This window comes from Enterococcus phoeniculicola ATCC BAA-412, from assembly GCF_000407505.1.
Classification (GTDB): Bacteria; Bacillota; Bacilli; order Lactobacillales; family Enterococcaceae; genus Enterococcus_K; species Enterococcus_K phoeniculicola.
In genome coordinates, this window is sequence record NZ_ASWE01000001.1 from 462682 (window position 1) to 479837 (window position 17156).

18 protein-coding genes are annotated in these 17156 nt (G+C 32.5%); 14 read left to right on the forward strand and 4 right to left on the reverse strand.

What is annotated here, in order from left to right; genetic code table 11:
* Positions 1-5: 5 nt before the first annotated feature.
* A complete protein-coding gene (gene sufB / locus I589_RS02070) occupies positions 6-1397 on the forward strand; it encodes a Fe-S cluster assembly protein SufB (RefSeq protein WP_010769794.1) in 1392 nt (463 codons plus the stop codon).
* Between the two features lie 96 nt (positions 1398-1493).
* On the opposite strand, the gene I589_RS02075 is transcribed toward sufB, so the two are convergent.
* Both I589_RS02075 and I589_RS02080 read right to left on the reverse strand, forming a co-directional pair.
* Positions 1494-2657 carry a site-specific integrase gene (locus I589_RS02075; protein WP_034684271.1) on the reverse strand — a complete coding sequence of 388 codons (1164 nt, stop codon included), beginning with the start codon at positions 2655-2657 and terminating at the stop codon, positions 1494-1496.
* Positions 2658-2700: 43 nt separating this feature from the next.
* Positions 2701-3222, reverse strand: coding sequence for a helix-turn-helix domain-containing protein (locus I589_RS02080; RefSeq protein WP_010769792.1), 522 nt, complete (start codon positions 3220-3222; stop codon positions 2701-2703).
* A gap of 178 nt (positions 3223-3400) precedes the next feature.
* Between I589_RS02080 and I589_RS02085 the strand changes: the two genes are divergently transcribed.
* Positions 3401-3661: a hypothetical protein gene (locus I589_RS02085; RefSeq protein WP_010769791.1), complete on the forward strand. Its 261-nt coding sequence runs from the start codon at positions 3401-3403 to the stop codon at positions 3659-3661.
* A gap of 335 nt (positions 3662-3996) precedes the next feature.
* Entirely contained in the window at positions 3997-5190 is a 1194-nt protein-coding gene (locus tag I589_RS02090) for an XRE family transcriptional regulator (protein ID WP_010769790.1), read from the forward strand.
* 604 nt (positions 5191-5794) lie between these two features.
* Here I589_RS02090 and I589_RS02095 read toward each other — a convergent pair.
* On the reverse strand, positions 5795-6895 hold the full coding sequence (locus tag I589_RS02095; RefSeq protein WP_010769789.1) for a sensor histidine kinase: 1101 nt from the start codon (positions 6893-6895) through the stop codon (positions 5795-5797).
* Positions 6883-7551, reverse strand: coding sequence for a response regulator transcription factor (locus I589_RS02100; protein WP_034684283.1), 669 nt, complete (start codon positions 7549-7551; stop codon positions 6883-6885). Before I589_RS02100 ends, I589_RS02095 begins: the two co-directional genes overlap by 13 nt.
* A gap of 192 nt (positions 7552-7743) precedes the next feature.
* Between I589_RS02100 and I589_RS02105 the strand changes: the two genes are divergently transcribed.
* The 11 genes from I589_RS02105 (at position 7744) to I589_RS17720 (ending at position 16519) form a co-directional block, all read left to right on the forward strand.
* Complete coding sequence (locus I589_RS02105) at positions 7744-8403, forward strand: hypothetical protein (RefSeq protein ID WP_010769787.1); 660 nt, start codon at positions 7744-7746, stop codon at positions 8401-8403.
* Positions 8387-9631: a radical SAM/SPASM domain-containing protein gene (locus I589_RS02110; RefSeq protein ID WP_010769786.1), complete on the forward strand. Its 1245-nt coding sequence runs from the start codon at positions 8387-8389 to the stop codon at positions 9629-9631. Before I589_RS02105 ends, I589_RS02110 begins: the two co-directional genes overlap by 17 nt.
* On the forward strand, positions 9603-10628 hold the full coding sequence (locus I589_RS02115; RefSeq protein ID WP_010769785.1) for a radical SAM/SPASM domain-containing protein: 1026 nt from the start codon (positions 9603-9605) through the stop codon (positions 10626-10628). The genes I589_RS02110 and I589_RS02115 overlap by 29 nt, the downstream gene beginning before the upstream one ends.
* On the forward strand, positions 10618-11550 hold the full coding sequence (locus I589_RS02120; RefSeq protein WP_034684286.1) for a S8/S53 family peptidase: 933 nt from the start codon (positions 10618-10620) through the stop codon (positions 11548-11550). The genes I589_RS02115 and I589_RS02120 overlap by 11 nt, the downstream gene beginning before the upstream one ends.
* Positions 11534-12490, forward strand: a complete 957-nt coding sequence (locus I589_RS02125) for an ABC transporter transmembrane domain-containing protein (RefSeq protein WP_010769783.1) — start codon at positions 11534-11536, stop codon at positions 12488-12490. The genes I589_RS02120 and I589_RS02125 overlap by 17 nt, the downstream gene beginning before the upstream one ends.
* Positions 12491-12492: 2 nt before the next feature.
* On the forward strand, positions 12493-13155 hold the full coding sequence (locus I589_RS02130) for an ATP-binding cassette domain-containing protein (RefSeq protein ID WP_010769782.1): 663 nt from the start codon (positions 12493-12495) through the stop codon (positions 13153-13155).
* Positions 13127-13981 (forward strand): ABC transporter ATP-binding protein, encoded by an 855-nt coding sequence (locus I589_RS02135; RefSeq protein ID WP_010769781.1) that lies wholly within the window; start codon positions 13127-13129, stop codon positions 13979-13981. The genes I589_RS02130 and I589_RS02135 overlap by 29 nt, the downstream gene beginning before the upstream one ends.
* Before the next feature lies 1 nt (position 13982).
* Entirely contained in the window at positions 13983-15155 is a 1173-nt protein-coding gene (locus tag I589_RS02140) for a hypothetical protein (RefSeq protein WP_010769780.1), read from the forward strand.
* Between the two features lie 77 nt (positions 15156-15232).
* Positions 15233-15757 (forward strand): hypothetical protein, encoded by a 525-nt coding sequence (locus I589_RS02145; RefSeq protein WP_162140345.1) that lies wholly within the window; start codon positions 15233-15235, stop codon positions 15755-15757.
* Positions 15758-15801: 44 nt separating this feature from the next.
* Positions 15802-15969 (forward strand): hypothetical protein, encoded by a 168-nt coding sequence (locus tag I589_RS18445; RefSeq protein ID WP_010769778.1) that lies wholly within the window; start codon positions 15802-15804, stop codon positions 15967-15969.
* Positions 15970-16075: 106 nt separating this feature from the next.
* On the forward strand, positions 16076-16519 hold the full coding sequence (locus tag I589_RS17720; protein WP_010769777.1) for a DUF6568 family protein: 444 nt from the start codon (positions 16076-16078) through the stop codon (positions 16517-16519).
* Positions 16520-17156 lie beyond the last annotated feature (637 nt).

Below are 17156 nucleotides of genomic sequence, written 5' to 3' on the forward strand. Positions count from 1 at the left end.
AGAACGTGGGAGTACCTGAGTTAGAAGAATATAAATTTGGCTTTCATGATGATGTAAAGCCGGTCTTTAGTACAGGAAAAGGATTAACCGAAGAAGTCGTTCGTGAAATCTCACGTATCAAAGAAGAACCTGAATGGATGTTAGAATTCCGCTTGAAATCATTGGATGTATTTAACAAAATGCCAATGCAGTCATGGGGACCAGATTTATCTGACATTGATTTTGATGCGATTAAATATTACCAAAAAGCAAGTGATAATCCAGCCCGTGATTGGGAGGATGTACCGGAAAAAATCAAAGAAACCTTTGAAAAAATTGGGATTCCAGAAGCGGAACGTGCCTATTTAGCAGGTGCCTCAGCTCAATATGAATCAGAAGTGGTTTACCACAATATGAAAGAAGAATTTCAAAAATTGGGGATTGTCTTTACCGATACAGATACTGCGTTAAAAGAATATCCTGATTTGTTTAAGGAATACTTTTCTAAATTGGTGCCTCCAACTGACAACAAGCTTGCTGCATTAAATTCAGCTGTTTGGTCTGGTGGAACCTTCATTTACGTACCAAAAGGGGTCCAAGTAGATGTACCTTTACAAACGTATTTCCGTATTAACGCTGAAAATACCGGACAATTTGAACGAACGCTAATCATCGTAGACGAAGGAGCGAGCATTCATTATGTAGAAGGATGTACAGCGCCAACGTACTCAAGCAACAGTTTGCATGCAGCAATCGTTGAAATTTATACACGAAAAGATGCGTATTGCCGCTATACGACGATCCAAAACTGGTCAGATAATGTGTATAACCTTGTAACGAAACGTGCAAAAGCTTATGAAGGGGCAACCGTTGAATGGATTGATGGGAACCTTGGGGCAAAAACAACGATGAAATATCCAAGTGTATACTTAGATGGAAAAGGTGCGCGTGGAACGATGCTCTCTATCGCCTTTGCAGGAGAAAATCAAATCCAGGATACAGGCGCAAAAATGATTCATAATGCACCAAATACCTCAAGCTCTATCGTCTCAAAATCAATTGCAAAAGACGGTGGCGAGGTCAACTATCGAGGCCAAGTAACCTTTGGAAAAGACAGTGCAGGCTCTATCTCACATATTGAATGTGATACTATCATTATGGATGACCGTTCAAAATCTGATACTATTCCATTCAATGAAATTCACAACAGCCAAGTCTCACTCGAACACGAAGCAAAAGTCTCAAAAATATCAGAAGAACAGCTTTACTATCTGATGAGTCGAGGACTAACGGAAAGCGAAGCAACAGAAATGATCGTCATGGGCTTCGTCGAACCATTCACAAAAGAACTCCCAATGGAATACGCAGTCGAATTAAATAGACTGATATCGTATGAGATGGAAGGAAGCGTCGGATAACGACTAGCTATATCTCGCTAAGTATTGATGTATCAGTGCTTAGCGAGGTTTTTTTATTTGAATTAAAAGTGACTGAATGCCATTTTGAATGCCATCTTAAAAATTGACGTAATTGGCAAAGCGTTCACCAGTTTCTTTCATTTTTTCAGGTGTCACATGAGCGTAAATATTCATCGTGGTTTTTACATCTTTGTGACCTAAGCGATCTTGGACTTCTTTAAGATTTGCACCTGATTCAAATAGTAAGCTAGCGTGTGTATGGCGAAAACCATGTAAGGTGATTTTAGGCAACTCGTATTTTTCAAGAATATTGTACAACCAATCATTAGGCGCCTGTGGATAGTACAACCCATTGAACTTATTTGTAAATAAATATTGGCTTTCTTTAGACGTGTTGTAGCCTAAGTTGAGATACCATGACTTTTGATTTTTGCGCCATTGCTTAAGAATTTCAACGGTTTTTTGATCCAACATATTTACTCGTTGAGAGCTTTTTGTTTTTGGTTCTTGAACAATAATTTGACCGTTTTCATCAACAGCTAGTGTTTTACCGATCGTCAGCTTGTGATTAAAAAAGTCAATGTCCTGCCACTGTAAAGCTAAAGCTTCTGATTTTCTCATACCAGTAAAGGCAAGTAATCGGAAAAAAGCAAGTAGCTTGGTGCTAGTACGTCCAGACTTCTCAATATGGTCTTCCAAGCAGTTAAAGAACGTTTCTAGCTGCTTTTTGGAATAGAAATTAGGGAACTGCTCAACTTCTATTTTACGAGGTAATTCTGTTTTCCTCATAGGGTTGCTGTCAATGATCTCCATTTTGATGCCAAATTGTAAAATTTGAGCAACCACTTTTCTAAAATAATGGTACTGCTTATATTGTGAGTGCCATTTATTGACGATTTCTTGGCAATAGGAAACGGTGATTTTCTCCAACTTTAGTTTGCCAAAGTATTGAAGACAATAATCTTCAACGAATCGTCGAGAAGTTGCGATGGTTGAGGGTTTGACTTTTAGTCGATATTGCTTCAACCATAAATCATACAGCTCTTTAAAAGTAAGGGAGGGTTTGCCAGCTAATTGTAGATTACTCTTTTCAAAGTCCACTTGTAGTCGTGAAAGCGCAATTTGGGCTTCTTTTTTTGTCTTAAATCCTCGTCGAGTCGTTTTTATTCGTTCGTTTGTAACTGGGTGTGTTCCCAAATAAGCTTGAAACTGCCATGCACTTTTACCGTTTTTCTTTTGATATTGTTTAAATGTAGCTATTGTGATTCTCTCCTTTTATGTGTGGGGCACATAGGAAAGGAAATTAAAGCAAGTTTTGATTGGCTTTAATATAATCAATCTTTTCTATTAAAGAATCGATTTCTTTAATTGGTAATGAATCAAAGAAAGAAGGTTTTAGCTTGGTCTGGTTATCTTCATTCAAGATATTGTGTCCTTCTTCATTCACTAAAGGCTGTTCTGTAAACAGATTTTGGATATAGAGTGCTTTTTTGTAGGTTTCTTCAATCTCACGTAGATATTGTTCATCAAATATTTTTGCAAAACGCATCATTCCCTGCATTTTATCCTCATATTCGTCCATTCGATCAATCACATAAGAAGTGTCTGCCACTTCAATTTCTTTTTCAGTCCCAAATAATTGAACCGCAGAAGCATTTAGAACCTTCGCAATTTTTTCTAATGTTTCAAAGGTTGGATAGCGTACACCACGTTCGATGTTGGAAATCGTTTGCTTGTTTACGCCAATCTCTTTTCCTAAATCCTCTTGAGAATAACCAAATTCTTTTCTTAATCTTACGACATTTCCGCCAAAATTTTCTATCATTCTTCTCACCTCGTGTTTCTAGTGTAAACTCAGTAGGCAATAATGTCAATAAAAATAGTCTTAAAAGTTTACTTAAAAATAATTTAAGAAAACATTGACAACTTTATTTTATAGGCGTATTATATCTATACAGACTTCTTGGAAGATGTTTTTGTAAACTTTAAGGTGGTGAGATTTTATGACAATAGAAGAAACGTTACTTGATTGGCAAAAAGAAAATTTTAGTTATGCCTATAGCATGATGAAAGAAGCATTGGAAGATGCAAAGGAAGAACGAGATATTTTAAAGCAAAAATATTGTGCCGCTTATTTTGACGTTAGCGTAAACACGCTAAAAGATTGGGTGATACACGGATGCCCAGAGATTCGTTTAGAATCTGGAATGGTGTTTTACAGCAAGAAAGCAGTACGAGAATGGCTGCTAAACTATCAAAGATAATGTGTGGGGCACAATTAGGTAGAAGAGCCATTGATTGAGTAAGAGGTGTTATCAATCGCATGAAGCTTTATGGACAAGGCATCCTTGGGAAAGCTGGGTTATTAAAACCCAGCGGTAAAGCAGAAAAGGCGGGCGGATGTTTCATCCGAACGACTGGTGCGATGGTGTGGAGCGCTTGCGCTCCGCACCTGATACCCCCACTTAATAACATGGGGGTAACTTTTAGCTAATGAATGATGCTAATCCATTTCTATGGCTGATTATGTATGGTTTTTCTGATGGACATTAAAGGGCACATTTTTGGAAAGGAGTGGTCAACATTAAAGGAGCAGGCTATGCAAGGTAAAGAAATTAAGCAATTGAGACACAGATTGAATATGAGTCAAAAAGAATTTGCAGAAAAGATAGGGATTACTCGAATTTTTCTGTCAAAAATAGAAAATGAAAAGAAAAATGCTTGTGTTGAACTAGTCGGAAAAATTAGGAAAGCATTTAGTTTAGAAGGTGGCGTCTTACCTATGGAAGCAAAAATTGACTTTCTGAGAATTCGTTTTAAGTACCATTCACCGGTGGAAGTGATTGAAAAGGTGTTGAGAATGTCAGCAGACTATTTTGGACATAAAGATTTTGGATTTTATCATTACACTGCGACTTATTTCTTTAGTGAAATTTTTGTGTACTACAATCCGAATGATTTAAATATGGGAGTTATGATTGAATTTAGAGGGCAGGGCTGTCGAGAATTTGAATTGATTTTGGAAGAACAAAAAGCTTGCTGGACAACGTTTTTTTGGCGATTATATGAAGAGGATTTATTTGGCAAGGGTCTTATTGTGGACACGAAAATAACCCGAATTGATATAGCCTTGGATGAAATGGTTTCTGATTTGTATCCTAACTACGATTTGTTTGAATTGAAAGAAAAATGGGAAAAGAGATTGGTTGATTCCACTTTTCAGAACTTTGATTTTAGAGGAGGAGAAGTTGTTAAAAATAATCAATACTTGAACAAGGGGCTATCGCTCTATCTTGGTTCCAGACAGTCTCCGATGTACATGAATTTTTATCAAAAAGATTTTGAGCTAGCAAAAAAAGAACAGATTTCAGTCGATATGGCTCAGCAAAAATATGGTGTGAAGAATCGTTATGAAGTACGTTTGGCAGATGAAAAAGCGTATTTATTTGTAGAATATCTTTTATCTACAGGAGAGACGTTAGAATGGGTTGTGAAGGAATTAATTGATACTTCCATAAAAGTATATGATTGTGATGAAGAGGGGATTAGAACGGGCTACAGTGAGCACTGGCGGTTAGTTATTGAAAGCATGGAAAGTCTACGTTTAACTATGAAAGGACAAAAGCCAAGCTATGAAAAATCGTTGCGTTGGCTGTCTAATTATCTAGCACCTACATTGAAAAAAATCTGGATTATTGACCAAACACTTGGAAAAAATGAATTAATGGAACGAATTGAAAAAGCGGAATTAAAAGATAAAGATATGGAAAAAAATCAAAGAAATTACCACTAAAATTAAGAGTTTATTGGTTGAAGACACTGATGCAGAATTTGAAGATAGTAAACGAGACGAGGTCATTGTTACGAAAGACGAAGTAGAAGAATTGTTGAGTCAATTTCTGTTTTAAAATAAAAAAATCACTATATCTTAAACCGAGCCAAAAGATTAGACTAAAGATCTAATTTTATTGGGTCGATTTAATTCTTCTAATATTACTATTGATTTCTTTCATTAGAGTCTGTTTCAAAGAGCTAAAGAAGCAGACCTCTAGATTTGGACTTAGAGCGTTTTAAAGTAACGATGAAGTCTGGAACAAAACTAATTAAAAATGAAAATACCGTCAAATCAAGAAAGTAAAAACTTTGATTTGACGGTATTTATATTTATCGTTTCTTTCAAAATTAACTCAATTTAGGACTTATGTCTCAGGCTCATCGTTAAATATGTTTATAATTCTGTGGGCTATACAAATGCTTTTTTAGATTAAATCTATGAAATTAAGATAAATGTTATATATAATGCAATTTCTATAGTATACGATTTCGCTAACAAATCTTATGCTTGTTTGAACCCAAATCAAAGTGAAATCTTAGCTCCTTAAAATGATAATGAAAACTCATGTTTTGCTACAGGTCAATATGGTGGTTGGGTGTCCGTTTATATTTTGAATAGAAATAGAGGCATGATTAACCTTTGCTAACTGCTTAGAAAAATAAAGACCAATTCCACTACCACTGCTAGTAACATTTTTGAAATTTTTTTCGAAAGCGTGTTCTAATTCTAGATTTGTGAACGGAGGACCATCATTTGAAAAGAAGAATACAATTTTTTTTGAATCATCATTAGAAAAAGTAATGTTCGTTTTTTTATTGGAAAATTTTAAAGAATTACTAAGAATGTTATCTATTATGTGTTGAATGGCAGTGTAATTTCCATATATTTTCACATCTAATTCTTTTTCTACATAATAAAAAATATTGAATGTTTTATCTTTTTGCGAGAAAACAGTAGGATAAACTTCATTTATATAGGTGTTGAGTGTATTTAGACTCCACATACCTGTTTGATGTTGATCGCTACTGGAAGCTTCGATTAGTATCAATGTCTCATCAATATGAGTTTTGAGACGTTCAACACTTTTCTGTACAATATTGATTTCAGAAGAAATTGAGTCATTACAATTTTGTTTTTCTGCATATATTTTAACAAGGTTTAGATGACCCAAGGCAATAGTTATAGGTGTATTCATTTCATGTTTCATGATACTTATCTGATTCTTTATAGTGTTTTCTACTTGCCATTGAAAAACAAGTTTATTTGCTAGTTCTTCTTTAATTTTATTACTTGTTTCAAAGATTGCTTGAAACTCTGAAAGGCTACTAGTGGGTGTTTCAAATTGCAGATTATTGCTAGTTAAATTTTTCAAAATAAAATCCATTTTTACCAAATTTTGTTTAATAACTTTTTTGAAAAAAATATTCGCGATAATAATTATTGTACAAATTGGAATTAGAACAATACTTAGATAATTTGCTATTATAACTGCATGATGGGGTTGCTCCCAGAAATTATCAAATTGTGCTTGATAAAATTTTGAAAATTCAAAGTAACCAATTAGATTTTGAATTACATAAGTTAACAAAAGAGAACAGAGAACAACAATAGTGCCTAAGAGATATAAATAGGTTTTTATCGAATTTGGTTTTAATTTTTCCATTTATAACCTATCCCCCAAACCGTACTAATCACATCACTTGCTCCAGATTTATCTAGTTTATATCTAATTTTTCTTATGTGTTCAACTATCACATTGGACATCCCTTCCTTGCAATTATTAAGCTGTAGATACAAATCTTCTTTACTGAACACTTGATTTGAGTGAAGCGATAAAAGTTCTATGATTTGAAATTCTGTATTTGTAAAAGGAATTAATTTGTTTTTAAAGAGAATTTCATGTCGGGAGTAGTCAATTTTTAATTCTCCAAAAGTCTTAGTCACCTGTGAGGTTGTGAGTGTTCGTTTCAAAATATTTTGGATTCTCATACCCAGCTCCTCTAAATAAAATGGTTTTTGTAAATAATCATCACCACCAGTCACAAAACTTTTTAGACGGTCATTTAGATCTCCTTTTGCTGTGATAAAAATGACAGGAGTATCGTACCTTTCTTTAATGATTTTACAAACTTCATAACCATCTAAAAAAGGAATCATTACATCCAATAAAACGATGTCGATTGTATGTTCAGCCATTATTTGAATAGCTTGTGCACCATCTTTCGCAGTAACTGTATCATAGCCTTCTAAAGATAAAAAAGGTTGAATAAATGAGATAATCTCTGGTTCATCATCAACTATTAACACTTTGCTTGTCATTCCTCGCACCCCTTGTGTAAACATTATTAAGATAATTCCATAATACCTATGATAAATAGATTTGCAAGAAAATAAATGATCTTTTGAATGATTACATTGATACAAAATTGCGAAATTTAACTATCAAATTCGGAAAATTGATAAAAAATTGATTTTTATTTGAGAAAATATTGTTTGAAGAGGTGATTTATAGTGCGAAAAGCAGTTGTACTTACAGTAAGTGTATCCGTATTTATCGTTATTCTATTAGCGGGAGCTATTTATCTACTATCTAAGAATGATGTGGAGAATAAATTTGAAACGATTCAGGCTAATCAGGCATTAAACATTAAGCAGACTGGGAACTATTATGTCTATTTTTTTAATCAAGATTGTGGGTATTGTAAAGATGTTGAGGATAAGATTGATAGAAAATTCACTAATAACAACCTTTTTCTTGTTGATATGAAAAAAAGTGAGAATAAAAGTTTTGAATATAATTGGGAAGAACATAGAAAAAAATATGACAAAGTTGTCGGTGAAGTAATTGATGGAAATAGAAAATTTTTTACGGGAGAAAGTGAAAAAAAATATAAATCGCCTATCACCGATAAACAATTTGGTCAAGTAAGTTACGAACTGGTAAACGGAGATAAATATGTTAAATTTGATAGTTCTGCTAATCCAGAGGCAATTTATGCAGTAGATATGACACCGAGATTGAATGTAAGTATATTAAACTCTTCTGGCTTGAAAATAGGTGGTACACCGACTCTAATTGAAGTGAAAAAAGGAAAAATAGTCAAATATATGCATGGGTATGAAGTCAATCATTTTTTAGAGGGGGAGAATAGTAGTGTTAAAAATCAATAATAATGTGACATCTATTGTTAACGGACAGCAAATTGTTCTCTTAAATTTTTCAAATGGACGTTGGATTAGAACAAATAAAGCCTATTACAATTTTATTGAAGATAAGATAAAGAATAATAAAGATATCTACGAAATTGCTAGAAGGATAGACCAACAAAAAGCTAAGGTAGTAGTTAAAATTCTTGATGGATTGTTAGAAATTGACTATTTAATTGATGACGAACAGCAAAGATATCAGGATTGCATTGAGAATGTTACATTTGTCCTAACTCATAAATGCAATCTAAAATGCAGTCACTGCATACATAATGCAGCACCTACTGCTCCAGATATGCTTGATTTAGAAGCTGCAAAGCAGATTGTTTTAAAAATTGTTGAAATTTCTCCAAAGAATCTTACATTTAGTGGTGGTGAACCTTTTATTCGTAAAGATTTTATTGAATTACTGGCATTTACTAGAGAGAACTTTACTGGAGAGATTCACGTAATATCAAATGGCACTGTAATTCCAAATGAAAGCATGAAAAGATTGCCCCAGTTAGTTGATGTTATTTCTCTTAGCATGGACGGATATGATAAAGCTAGTTGCGAGAAAATTAGAGGGAAAGGGGTATACGAAAAACTTATACAAAAAATAAAAGAGCTTCAAGATAATGGTTTTACTAAAATAACCCTTTCGCAAATTATAACAAAAGACAATTCAAAGAATGAAGAAAAATTCTTTGAACTATGTGAGGAATTAAGTGTTGTCCCAATGTTGAGACCCTTAATTTCTGACGGAAGAGCCAAAGGAGATTTTTCTACTGAAAATTTAGTTCCTACAGATATGATGTTTCAAGAATTGAATGGTTATAGATGTCGTCCTGGTAAACGTGAAATAATGATCTCTTACAATGGGGACCTATTTCCTTGTGTGAATTTGGTCGGAGAAAATTATAAAATTGGAAATGTTCTTGAAAATCAAAAACTGCTAAATGAACTATCTAGAGGTATTTTAAAATGGGATACAATAGATGATTTTATCGAGTCTGAGAGACCTTACAACAATCAAAGATGTAAAGATTGTAAAGTAAATCTCTTTTGTTGGGAATGTGTTGCACGTTTTCAAGCAATCAATAAAAATGAAGAAAAGTTCCAAGAATTTTGTGATTATAAGAAAAAAAAATTATATCAGGAAATATGGGGTGAGCTATTTGAACATGACAATTTGGTTAACGGAAGATTGTAATTTGCGCTGTACGTATTGCTATGTTAGTAAACATCCCCGCTACCTAAAAAAGGAAATGATTCCTTATATAGCGGACTTTTTTGAACAACAAGTGTTACTACATGAAAATGAAATACTTCATGTAGACTTTCATGGAGGAGAGCCATTGCTCAATTTCAGACTATTAAAGCATCTTGTTCATGTTTTTTCTTTGATAGGTAAGAAGTATGATGCCGTAGTAAGGTACCATATAACAACTAATGGAACATTGTTGTCGGATGACACTCTCAATTTCCTAATAGAAAATGACTTCAACATTTCCGTTAGTGTCGATGGGCAGAAAGAGCAACATGATAGTAAAAGAAAATATAAAGATGGAAAAGGCAGTTTTTCTAAAGTATTTAACAATTTGAGCAGAGTACAGAAGCTTAATAAACATGTTCGTGTGCGAATGACATTAACAACGGATACAGTAGGATATTACTATGAAAATTATAAATTCTTTTTTGAGAAGGGCTTCACTGGCGTAGTTGCTATTCCAGATACCACGCAACAAAAATGGTCAAAGACAGATGTGCAAGAGTATTATATACAGCAAAAGAAAATATTGAGCTATTTAAGGGAAAATCATTTGGAGAACTTCCAGTATTATCTTCACAATATGGAAGGGTGCTCCTTTAGAAAACTTGGTAAATGCGATGGTGGAAAAGATTCTTTTCAAATTTCAACGACTGGAATGATTTACCCATGCTCAATGATTGTAGGAAATTTGAAATTCTCAATTGGAAATGTGGTAGATGGATTAGATAATCAAAAAGTTGCAGCATTTGCAGAAGAATACGAAATAGATAATTTAGCTTGTAGTGATTGTATATTAAAAGATCGTTGTGATGGTAATCGTTGTAAATATATAAACTATGCAGTGAATGAAGATTTTCATAGGGCGAGCGGTGCAATGTGTAACATCCATCAAAAGGATTATCATCTTTTGAAAGAAATGTTGCAATATGGAAAATAAATACTACGATTTAGTTCTTTTGGATTCCGGAATATCAGCCGTTTCAACTATAAAAAAGAAGGGGTATTTGAACAGTGTATCCGGCAAATATCATGGCTCCGCTTCGTTTTTGACGATAACAGGAGAATGTTATAGAAATCTTAGCACATTAGCTATTGATGTGACGGATAATAGTGAACGGTCTTCGAGTGTGATTTTGACAAAAGCTTTGGAACAATTACTAGCTATTGATTTAAACATTATTTGTGTTCCATTAGCAACAAAAAAAAATACGGTTGCTATGCAGCAAGTATGTCAAAAATTAAGCAGACAAGGCAAAAAAATTATTGCTGCAGCTGGAAATAGTTGGGCAACTTTAAAAAGCTATCCTGCTGAATATTCAGAGGTTATAGGTATTAATGGTCAATTTTATGAAACAAATAGCGACTATTCTTTTGATTCAAGTAAGTCCTTACAAGGTAGTTTTAATAGTGCCCCAACCTTCTTTAAACTGAAAAATAAAAGATTCTATTTTTACGCTGGGAATAGCAAAGCCTGCTCTTTAGCAGTGGCAAAATATCTACAAAACTCTGATTCAGGCGAAAATGTAAATAGAAATTCAATGGAGAATACACTATCAGATTCTAAGCCATCCAATGAATTTTCAGATATATCTGAGATAAAAGAAGAAGTGTGTCATATCTTTTCTGAAGTTTTTGGTGTGACTTCTTTTGAGAAGATATCGGCTCTTGAGAAATGTTCTATTTTAGATTTTGGATTTAAATTTAATCGAGAGCAAATTTCGAATTATTTGTTGGCATTGATAAACAAGTTTCCCTTTCTAGAGAGAGAATATAAATTCGAATGGAATGATATCGAAAGTGTTGCAAAGGTAGTGGAATTTATCATGGAAAGGAAGACTAAGGATGAAATTGGTTCATAAATGTTTTAAAAGCATCAAATTGTTCAAAATCTTATTTTTGTCTATGATTGTCCTTCAATTCATTGATTTAATGATGAACTTACTTCTTCCATCATACGTTGGAAACATGGTAGATATAGCGATTCCTTTTAAAAAAGACTCATTACTTTTTCGCTATGCGTTAACCGCAATTATGCTGTACCTAGTATCACATCTATGTACACTAATTTCTGAATTTATTTTTGCAAAAGCGGGAATGGAACTAGTTGCTACAATAAAAAAAAGGATGCTAACGAAGTTATATCGTATTTCTGGTGAAGAGATAGATCGGTTAGAAGATAAACTATTGACTATTTATTTAAATGATTTGTCAATTATTGAATCTTTTTTTTGTAGAGGAATTCCAATGATTGTTTCTAGTGTCATTTTTATTTCAGCTCTATTTATTGCTCTTTTCTTACAAAATAGAACGTTACTACTTGTCCAAGCAATTGTTATTTTGGTGGTTTTATCAATACAGTTCTCATTTAATTCATTATTAAAAAAAGCATCAAAAGATGCCATAACATCACTTGATAAAGCTATGACACAGGAAAAAAGTATTTTAAATAATGTTTCTCAGCTGATTTTATTAAATAATGAAGAATATGTAATTTCTAATTATATGAAGACTGAATATAGTTATCTAGAGAAAAGCAAGGATCGATTGAATATTTTTAATGTTTCTACTACGATTCCTTCATTTATTTCCTCAATTGGTACAATTCTAATTTTAGTCGTAGGGGGATATCAGATTATTCAAGGAGAAAGTTCGATAGGGACATTATTAGTTTTTGTTTTCTATTCAAATAGAACTATTAGCCCAATCAGAGATATTACTAATTTTATTGCTGGATGGAGTCAAGCGAAGGTTTCTCTAGATCGATGTGAAGAGCTATTAAATACTAAGGAAGTGCTTTAGCAATGCGAATTGAGGTTGATGCTATTTCATATGCATATGATAAAAATAAAATAATAGATAATTGGTCTGCTCAAATTTTTTCTGGTGAAGTCACTTGTCTTACTGGGGAAAATGGTTCTGGAAAATCTACTTTTATTGAGATTTTAACAAAAGTAAGGACAAGCTATACGGGAAATATATTTATTGATGGTATGGAGTTAAAGAAAATTCACCGAAAAGAACTTTTGGATAAAGTAGGTATTATGTTACAAGAATCATGGGTATATTTCGATAGTGTGATAAATAATATCAAATCCTCATCTACAGATGATAGTTCTAAGGTAATAAAATGGATAGAGTATTTCGAGTTAAGTGATGTGTTTCCGTTTAGTCTAACAGATAAAATTATTGGGATAGATGTCGATTTATCCGGGGGACAAAAACAATTATTAGGAATTTTAAGAGCGGTTTATTCAATGACAGACCAAAAAGAATTACTTATATTTGATGAACCTACAAATAATCTAGATGAGAGAAATACGATGAAATTTTGCAAAATGATTGAAAATTTAGCAATTGATAAAACAATTTTAGTGATTACACATGATGTAACGCTAATGGATAAATATACGACATTAAAGTTAGGAAGAGTAAGCCATGGAAATTCAACTAAACAATATAACTAAGAATTTTAAAAAAGGCAGTAAAGCTCTCAATGATATTAATTTTACCTTACAAGAAAATACAGTTGTAGGACTATTGGGAGAGAATGGTGCAGGAAAAACAACTTTGATGGATATTATTTCGACACTTCAAAAACCTACAGCAGGTGAAGTCATTTATAGTATAGGAACTGAAAACAATATAAAAGAGAATATAGGGTATATGCCACAAGAGTTTGGGATGTATTCTCAACTATCCGTGGAAGACAATATCAGATATTTCGGCTATTTACATGACATTTCTTCCACAAAGCTTGAAAAGCGAATTTCATATTTACTTGACATGCTGCATTTATCTGAGCATCGCACGAAAAAATATAAACAACTTTCTGGAGGGATGAAAAGAAGGGTTGGATTGGCTGTAGCGCTTATTCATGATCCGGAATTTTTAATCATTGATGAACCAACTGCGGGCGTTGATCCTGAAGAACGTAGTAGTATTAGAGAATTTGTTATGGAGTTAGGTTTGTCAAAAACGGTTCTTTTTTCGACACATATTATTGAAGATATAGAACAGATTAGTGATAGAGTGATTATTTTGAAACATGGAACGATTCTTTTTGAAGGGGAAATAAGTGCGTTGCTTTCTCAGTATGAAGGAGCTTTTTACGAAATTTCAGATAACAAAGAGTTGCCTGCTACTGCAATAGTTCTAAAACGTTATAAAACAAAAAACGAGGCAAAGGCAGTGATATATGCACCTAATCATCTCCTGCAGGAATATGAAAATGCAGTTCCCATAGAAACAACTTTGGAAAATTGTTATTTGATACTAAATGGAGGGAAATGAAGTGAGGCTATTATTATTTTATTTCAAAGAGATTCTGAAGTCTCCCATCTTATATTTTGTTTTGCTTATTTCCGTTCTTGTGGTTTTCGTACAAGGAAATTGGCTAGTCAAAGAAATTCCAAACAACCAAGATAAGTACGAGCAAAAAGTGGGGTTCCAGAACTATGAACAATTTCAGAAGACAGATAAGCAGGTCTTTATTCAAGAAAGAACGGGTACGCAAAAGATTCCTGTATATAGGGATCATATGACCTATAAAAATCGCATTAATATGACTATTTTATTGTCTAAAGAAAAACTAGAAGAATCTGAAATTGAACTTTTTTTTAATAGGTTATCTGAAAAAAAACAAATAAGTGACTTAAAATTTCTGGATACTTCTGAACTTAGTCAGATGGGAAAAAATGATTTTCAGGCATATAGGCAATCGCTGTACCTCCCCTTTGGATTAGGTTATACCTTTTTTACTCAGACTTACAGCACTAAAAATTTCAATTATTCTGTTAATTTACCTTATCAGGAAATTTCTGAGATGGTTTTAAAAGAAAAAGAAAAAATTTCTGCTCCAATTGCTAGATACTTAGTAAGGGTTGTCACCATCTTTTTATCTATAGGGGTAGCTATATTGACCGCTTGGTTTATTTATCGAGATTTAGGATCAAATAGAGTTCGAGCATTTAGAATGGCAAATTCGAGAATATTTTTACAGCTTATGTCTAGACTAGTGAGCCTAATTTTCCCGATTTTTCTTTTCGGATTTTTGTCAACGTTCTTATTATTTCTTTTGCTTTTAAAGCAGATTGGAATTGATTTTTATATTTATGACTACTTGATTTACTATGGACTGTCTGTTGGTGTTTCAGTTATTGTAGCAAGCATTGTAGCTGCAATTCTTACCTCGACGAGTAAAAATTTGATTTTTGGAGTTTTAGCATCCTTTATCTATGTAGCAGCGAATGCAACAACATCTAATATGTCAGAGGTACCTCCATTTGGATTGAAATGGTATAAATTTATTCCTGGTGTTACGGATATGTTATGGAACCATGACGTATTTTATCCATATTTACAGCATCAAATTTTTTATCTTGTGTTCTCAATGCTACTTTTGTTGATACTGTTATTTATTTGGAAACGGGAAATCTATTTTGGAAAGGTTATGATAAATAGATGAGTTTGAAAAAAAATACGTATATAACAATGAAAATGTTTTTTAATATGCACTTGCTATTATTTTTAAGTTGTATCGTTTTGTTTAATTTAGTAATTAGACTGCAGCAAGAGTTAGTCGTTTCGGTTAATTGTAGTTTGCTTTCATGCTATGCCTTTTATGAAATAGAAAGTATTGATCATTTATCTGGCGTAGATAAAGCCATTGCAAGCATTAAGAATGGAAAATTAAAGAGTAGAGTGACACGTAATTTTGTGTTTTTCTTCTTCAATATCCTCTTTATTTTGATATTTTTTCTTTTTAATTTTAAGAGTGAATCCATTTTTTTAGGAATTATTTCTTATTGTGTCTGCTTGTCATTATGGTATTTTTTTGAGTTTATTTTAAAAAATCCTGTTGTCGTATTTTCATTTTCAGTTATGTATGTATTTGTATGGATGATTTACTATAAAAGGGTTTCTGTTATATATTTTAATCCGTTTTACTATGTTCAAAATCATTATGGAAGTGTGGAAATGGTTGTTGTTGGAGCTTTTTCAATAGCTATGTTAATCCTTTCTATTCTACTTCATAAAAATCGTTATTTACAAAATTTCACTATATAGCTGTCACTAAAAAATAGTTTACTAAAAGAAATGGAGTGTTCAATATGAACGAAGAAAACAAATTAGATATTTTAGAAGTTGAAGTTAAGGCTCTTATTGATGATGCCGACGTATTTGTTCAAACTAAGGATGGTGATTGCACTGGTTCATGTATGCATGACTGTATTGTTGGAAAGAATACATGTGATGCACAGCTTTCAACTTGGATGTAAGTAGACGTAAAGAATAGAATATAAACTATTAGTGGATTTTGTTAAATATATTGGCAAAGAAGAGAACAAATTTCTTCTTTGCTTTTTTAGATAGGATGGGAAATTAATGAAAAAACATTTTTTTAGAGCTGTGGGCATCTTAATTGGTGTTCTAGGTATTTTGGGTTTAGGGATAAGCATTTATCAAAAATACCCTGAGTATCAGTATGATAAAGTTGTATCACAGTTAACAATTGTTACGCCAGATGATATTAACAAGAAGATCGAAACGGGAGAAAAATTTGTATTGTTTACTGGAAGAAAAACATGTCCTGATTGTAGGAAGTTTGTCTCAAAATTAAAGAAAATTCAAGTAGATATTGGAGAAGATATGCTAATCCTTTATTTGAATAGTGAAGATAGATTGGATACCTCTATTCAATTGTTTCGAGATTTATACGAAATTGAGGAAGTTCCAAGTTTGATTATTTTTGCAAATGGGGAGAGTACTGCATTAAATCCAGAAAGTACTGTTTTAGATATTGAGGATAAGATTTATGACTTGCAATAATTGTAAACTACACAATTAAAAGTAAAAAAATGACATAAGAAAAAGGTTAGTAATAATCACAAATATCAGGGATGTTTACTATAGTGTGGAGAAAGATTCTAATAACATTAGAAATAGTATGCGTGAATAAATTTATTCCGGAAAGTGCAAATATGTGGACTAACATCATATTTTAAGAACATTACTTCAAGATGGGTAATCTAAAATATCGTGCTGAAATGATAAATGATGTTGAGGCGGCAATATTCTTATTTGGTAACAGAAAAGTTGATAATTTCTGTATATTTTTATATGCTAAACTGAATATTATTTGGAAAATTTTTACTAAAATGTAGTAGTTAGAACTGTGGAGTTACCTTTCATGAGTTGTTCATATAACAGACCAGGATGTCTATTACCACAGTGATTCTCAAATGTATTTGAATTGAGAACAATCTGTGGGCTTTAATATTATCCTTTTAACATGGTTTGAAGATAGAATTAAGAGAGAGACTTTTGGTCGAACTTTCTAGGTAATGCTAATCCTGATTAAATGGAAAATTAACATTACGTATAATTTTTATATTTGATATAATAAAATTGGATAACTTTTTTCAAAAGTTGACAGAAATGAATATAAAATAAGCAGACTATTTGA

What these genes read in the sequence shown, in the direction of transcription:
- I589_RS02080 (WP_010769792.1), bottom strand. Translation starts at nt 3,222, where the DNA reads ATGATAGAAAATTTTGGCGGAAATGTCGTAAGATTAAGAAAAGAATTT.
- I589_RS02085 (WP_010769791.1), top strand. Translation starts at nt 3,401, where the DNA reads ATGACAATAGAAGAAACGTTACTTGATTGGCAAAAAGAAAATTTTAGT.
- I589_RS02090 (WP_010769790.1), top strand. Translation starts at nt 3,997, where the DNA reads ATGCAAGGTAAAGAAATTAAGCAATTGAGACACAGATTGAATATGAGT.
- I589_RS02095 (WP_010769789.1), bottom strand. Translation starts at nt 6,895, where the DNA reads ATGGAAAAATTAAAACCAAATTCGATAAAAACCTATTTATATCTCTTA.
- I589_RS02100 (WP_034684283.1), bottom strand. Translation starts at nt 7,551, where the DNA reads ATGACAAGCAAAGTGTTAATAGTTGATGATGAACCAGAGATTATCTCA.
- I589_RS02115 (WP_010769785.1), top strand. Translation starts at nt 9,603, where the DNA reads ATGACAATTTGGTTAACGGAAGATTGTAATTTGCGCTGTACGTATTGC.
- I589_RS02120 (WP_034684286.1), top strand. Translation starts at nt 10,618, where the DNA reads ATGGAAAATAAATACTACGATTTAGTTCTTTTGGATTCCGGAATATCA.
- I589_RS02125 (WP_010769783.1), top strand. Translation starts at nt 11,534, where the DNA reads ATGAAATTGGTTCATAAATGTTTTAAAAGCATCAAATTGTTCAAAATC.
- I589_RS02130 (WP_010769782.1), top strand. Translation starts at nt 12,493, where the DNA reads ATGCGAATTGAGGTTGATGCTATTTCATATGCATATGATAAAAATAAA.
- I589_RS02135 (WP_010769781.1), top strand. Translation starts at nt 13,127, where the DNA reads ATGGAAATTCAACTAAACAATATAACTAAGAATTTTAAAAAAGGCAGT.
- I589_RS18445 (WP_010769778.1), top strand. Translation starts at nt 15,802, where the DNA reads ATGAACGAAGAAAACAAATTAGATATTTTAGAAGTTGAAGTTAAGGCT.
- I589_RS17720 (WP_010769777.1), top strand. Translation starts at nt 16,076, where the DNA reads ATGAAAAAACATTTTTTTAGAGCTGTGGGCATCTTAATTGGTGTTCTA.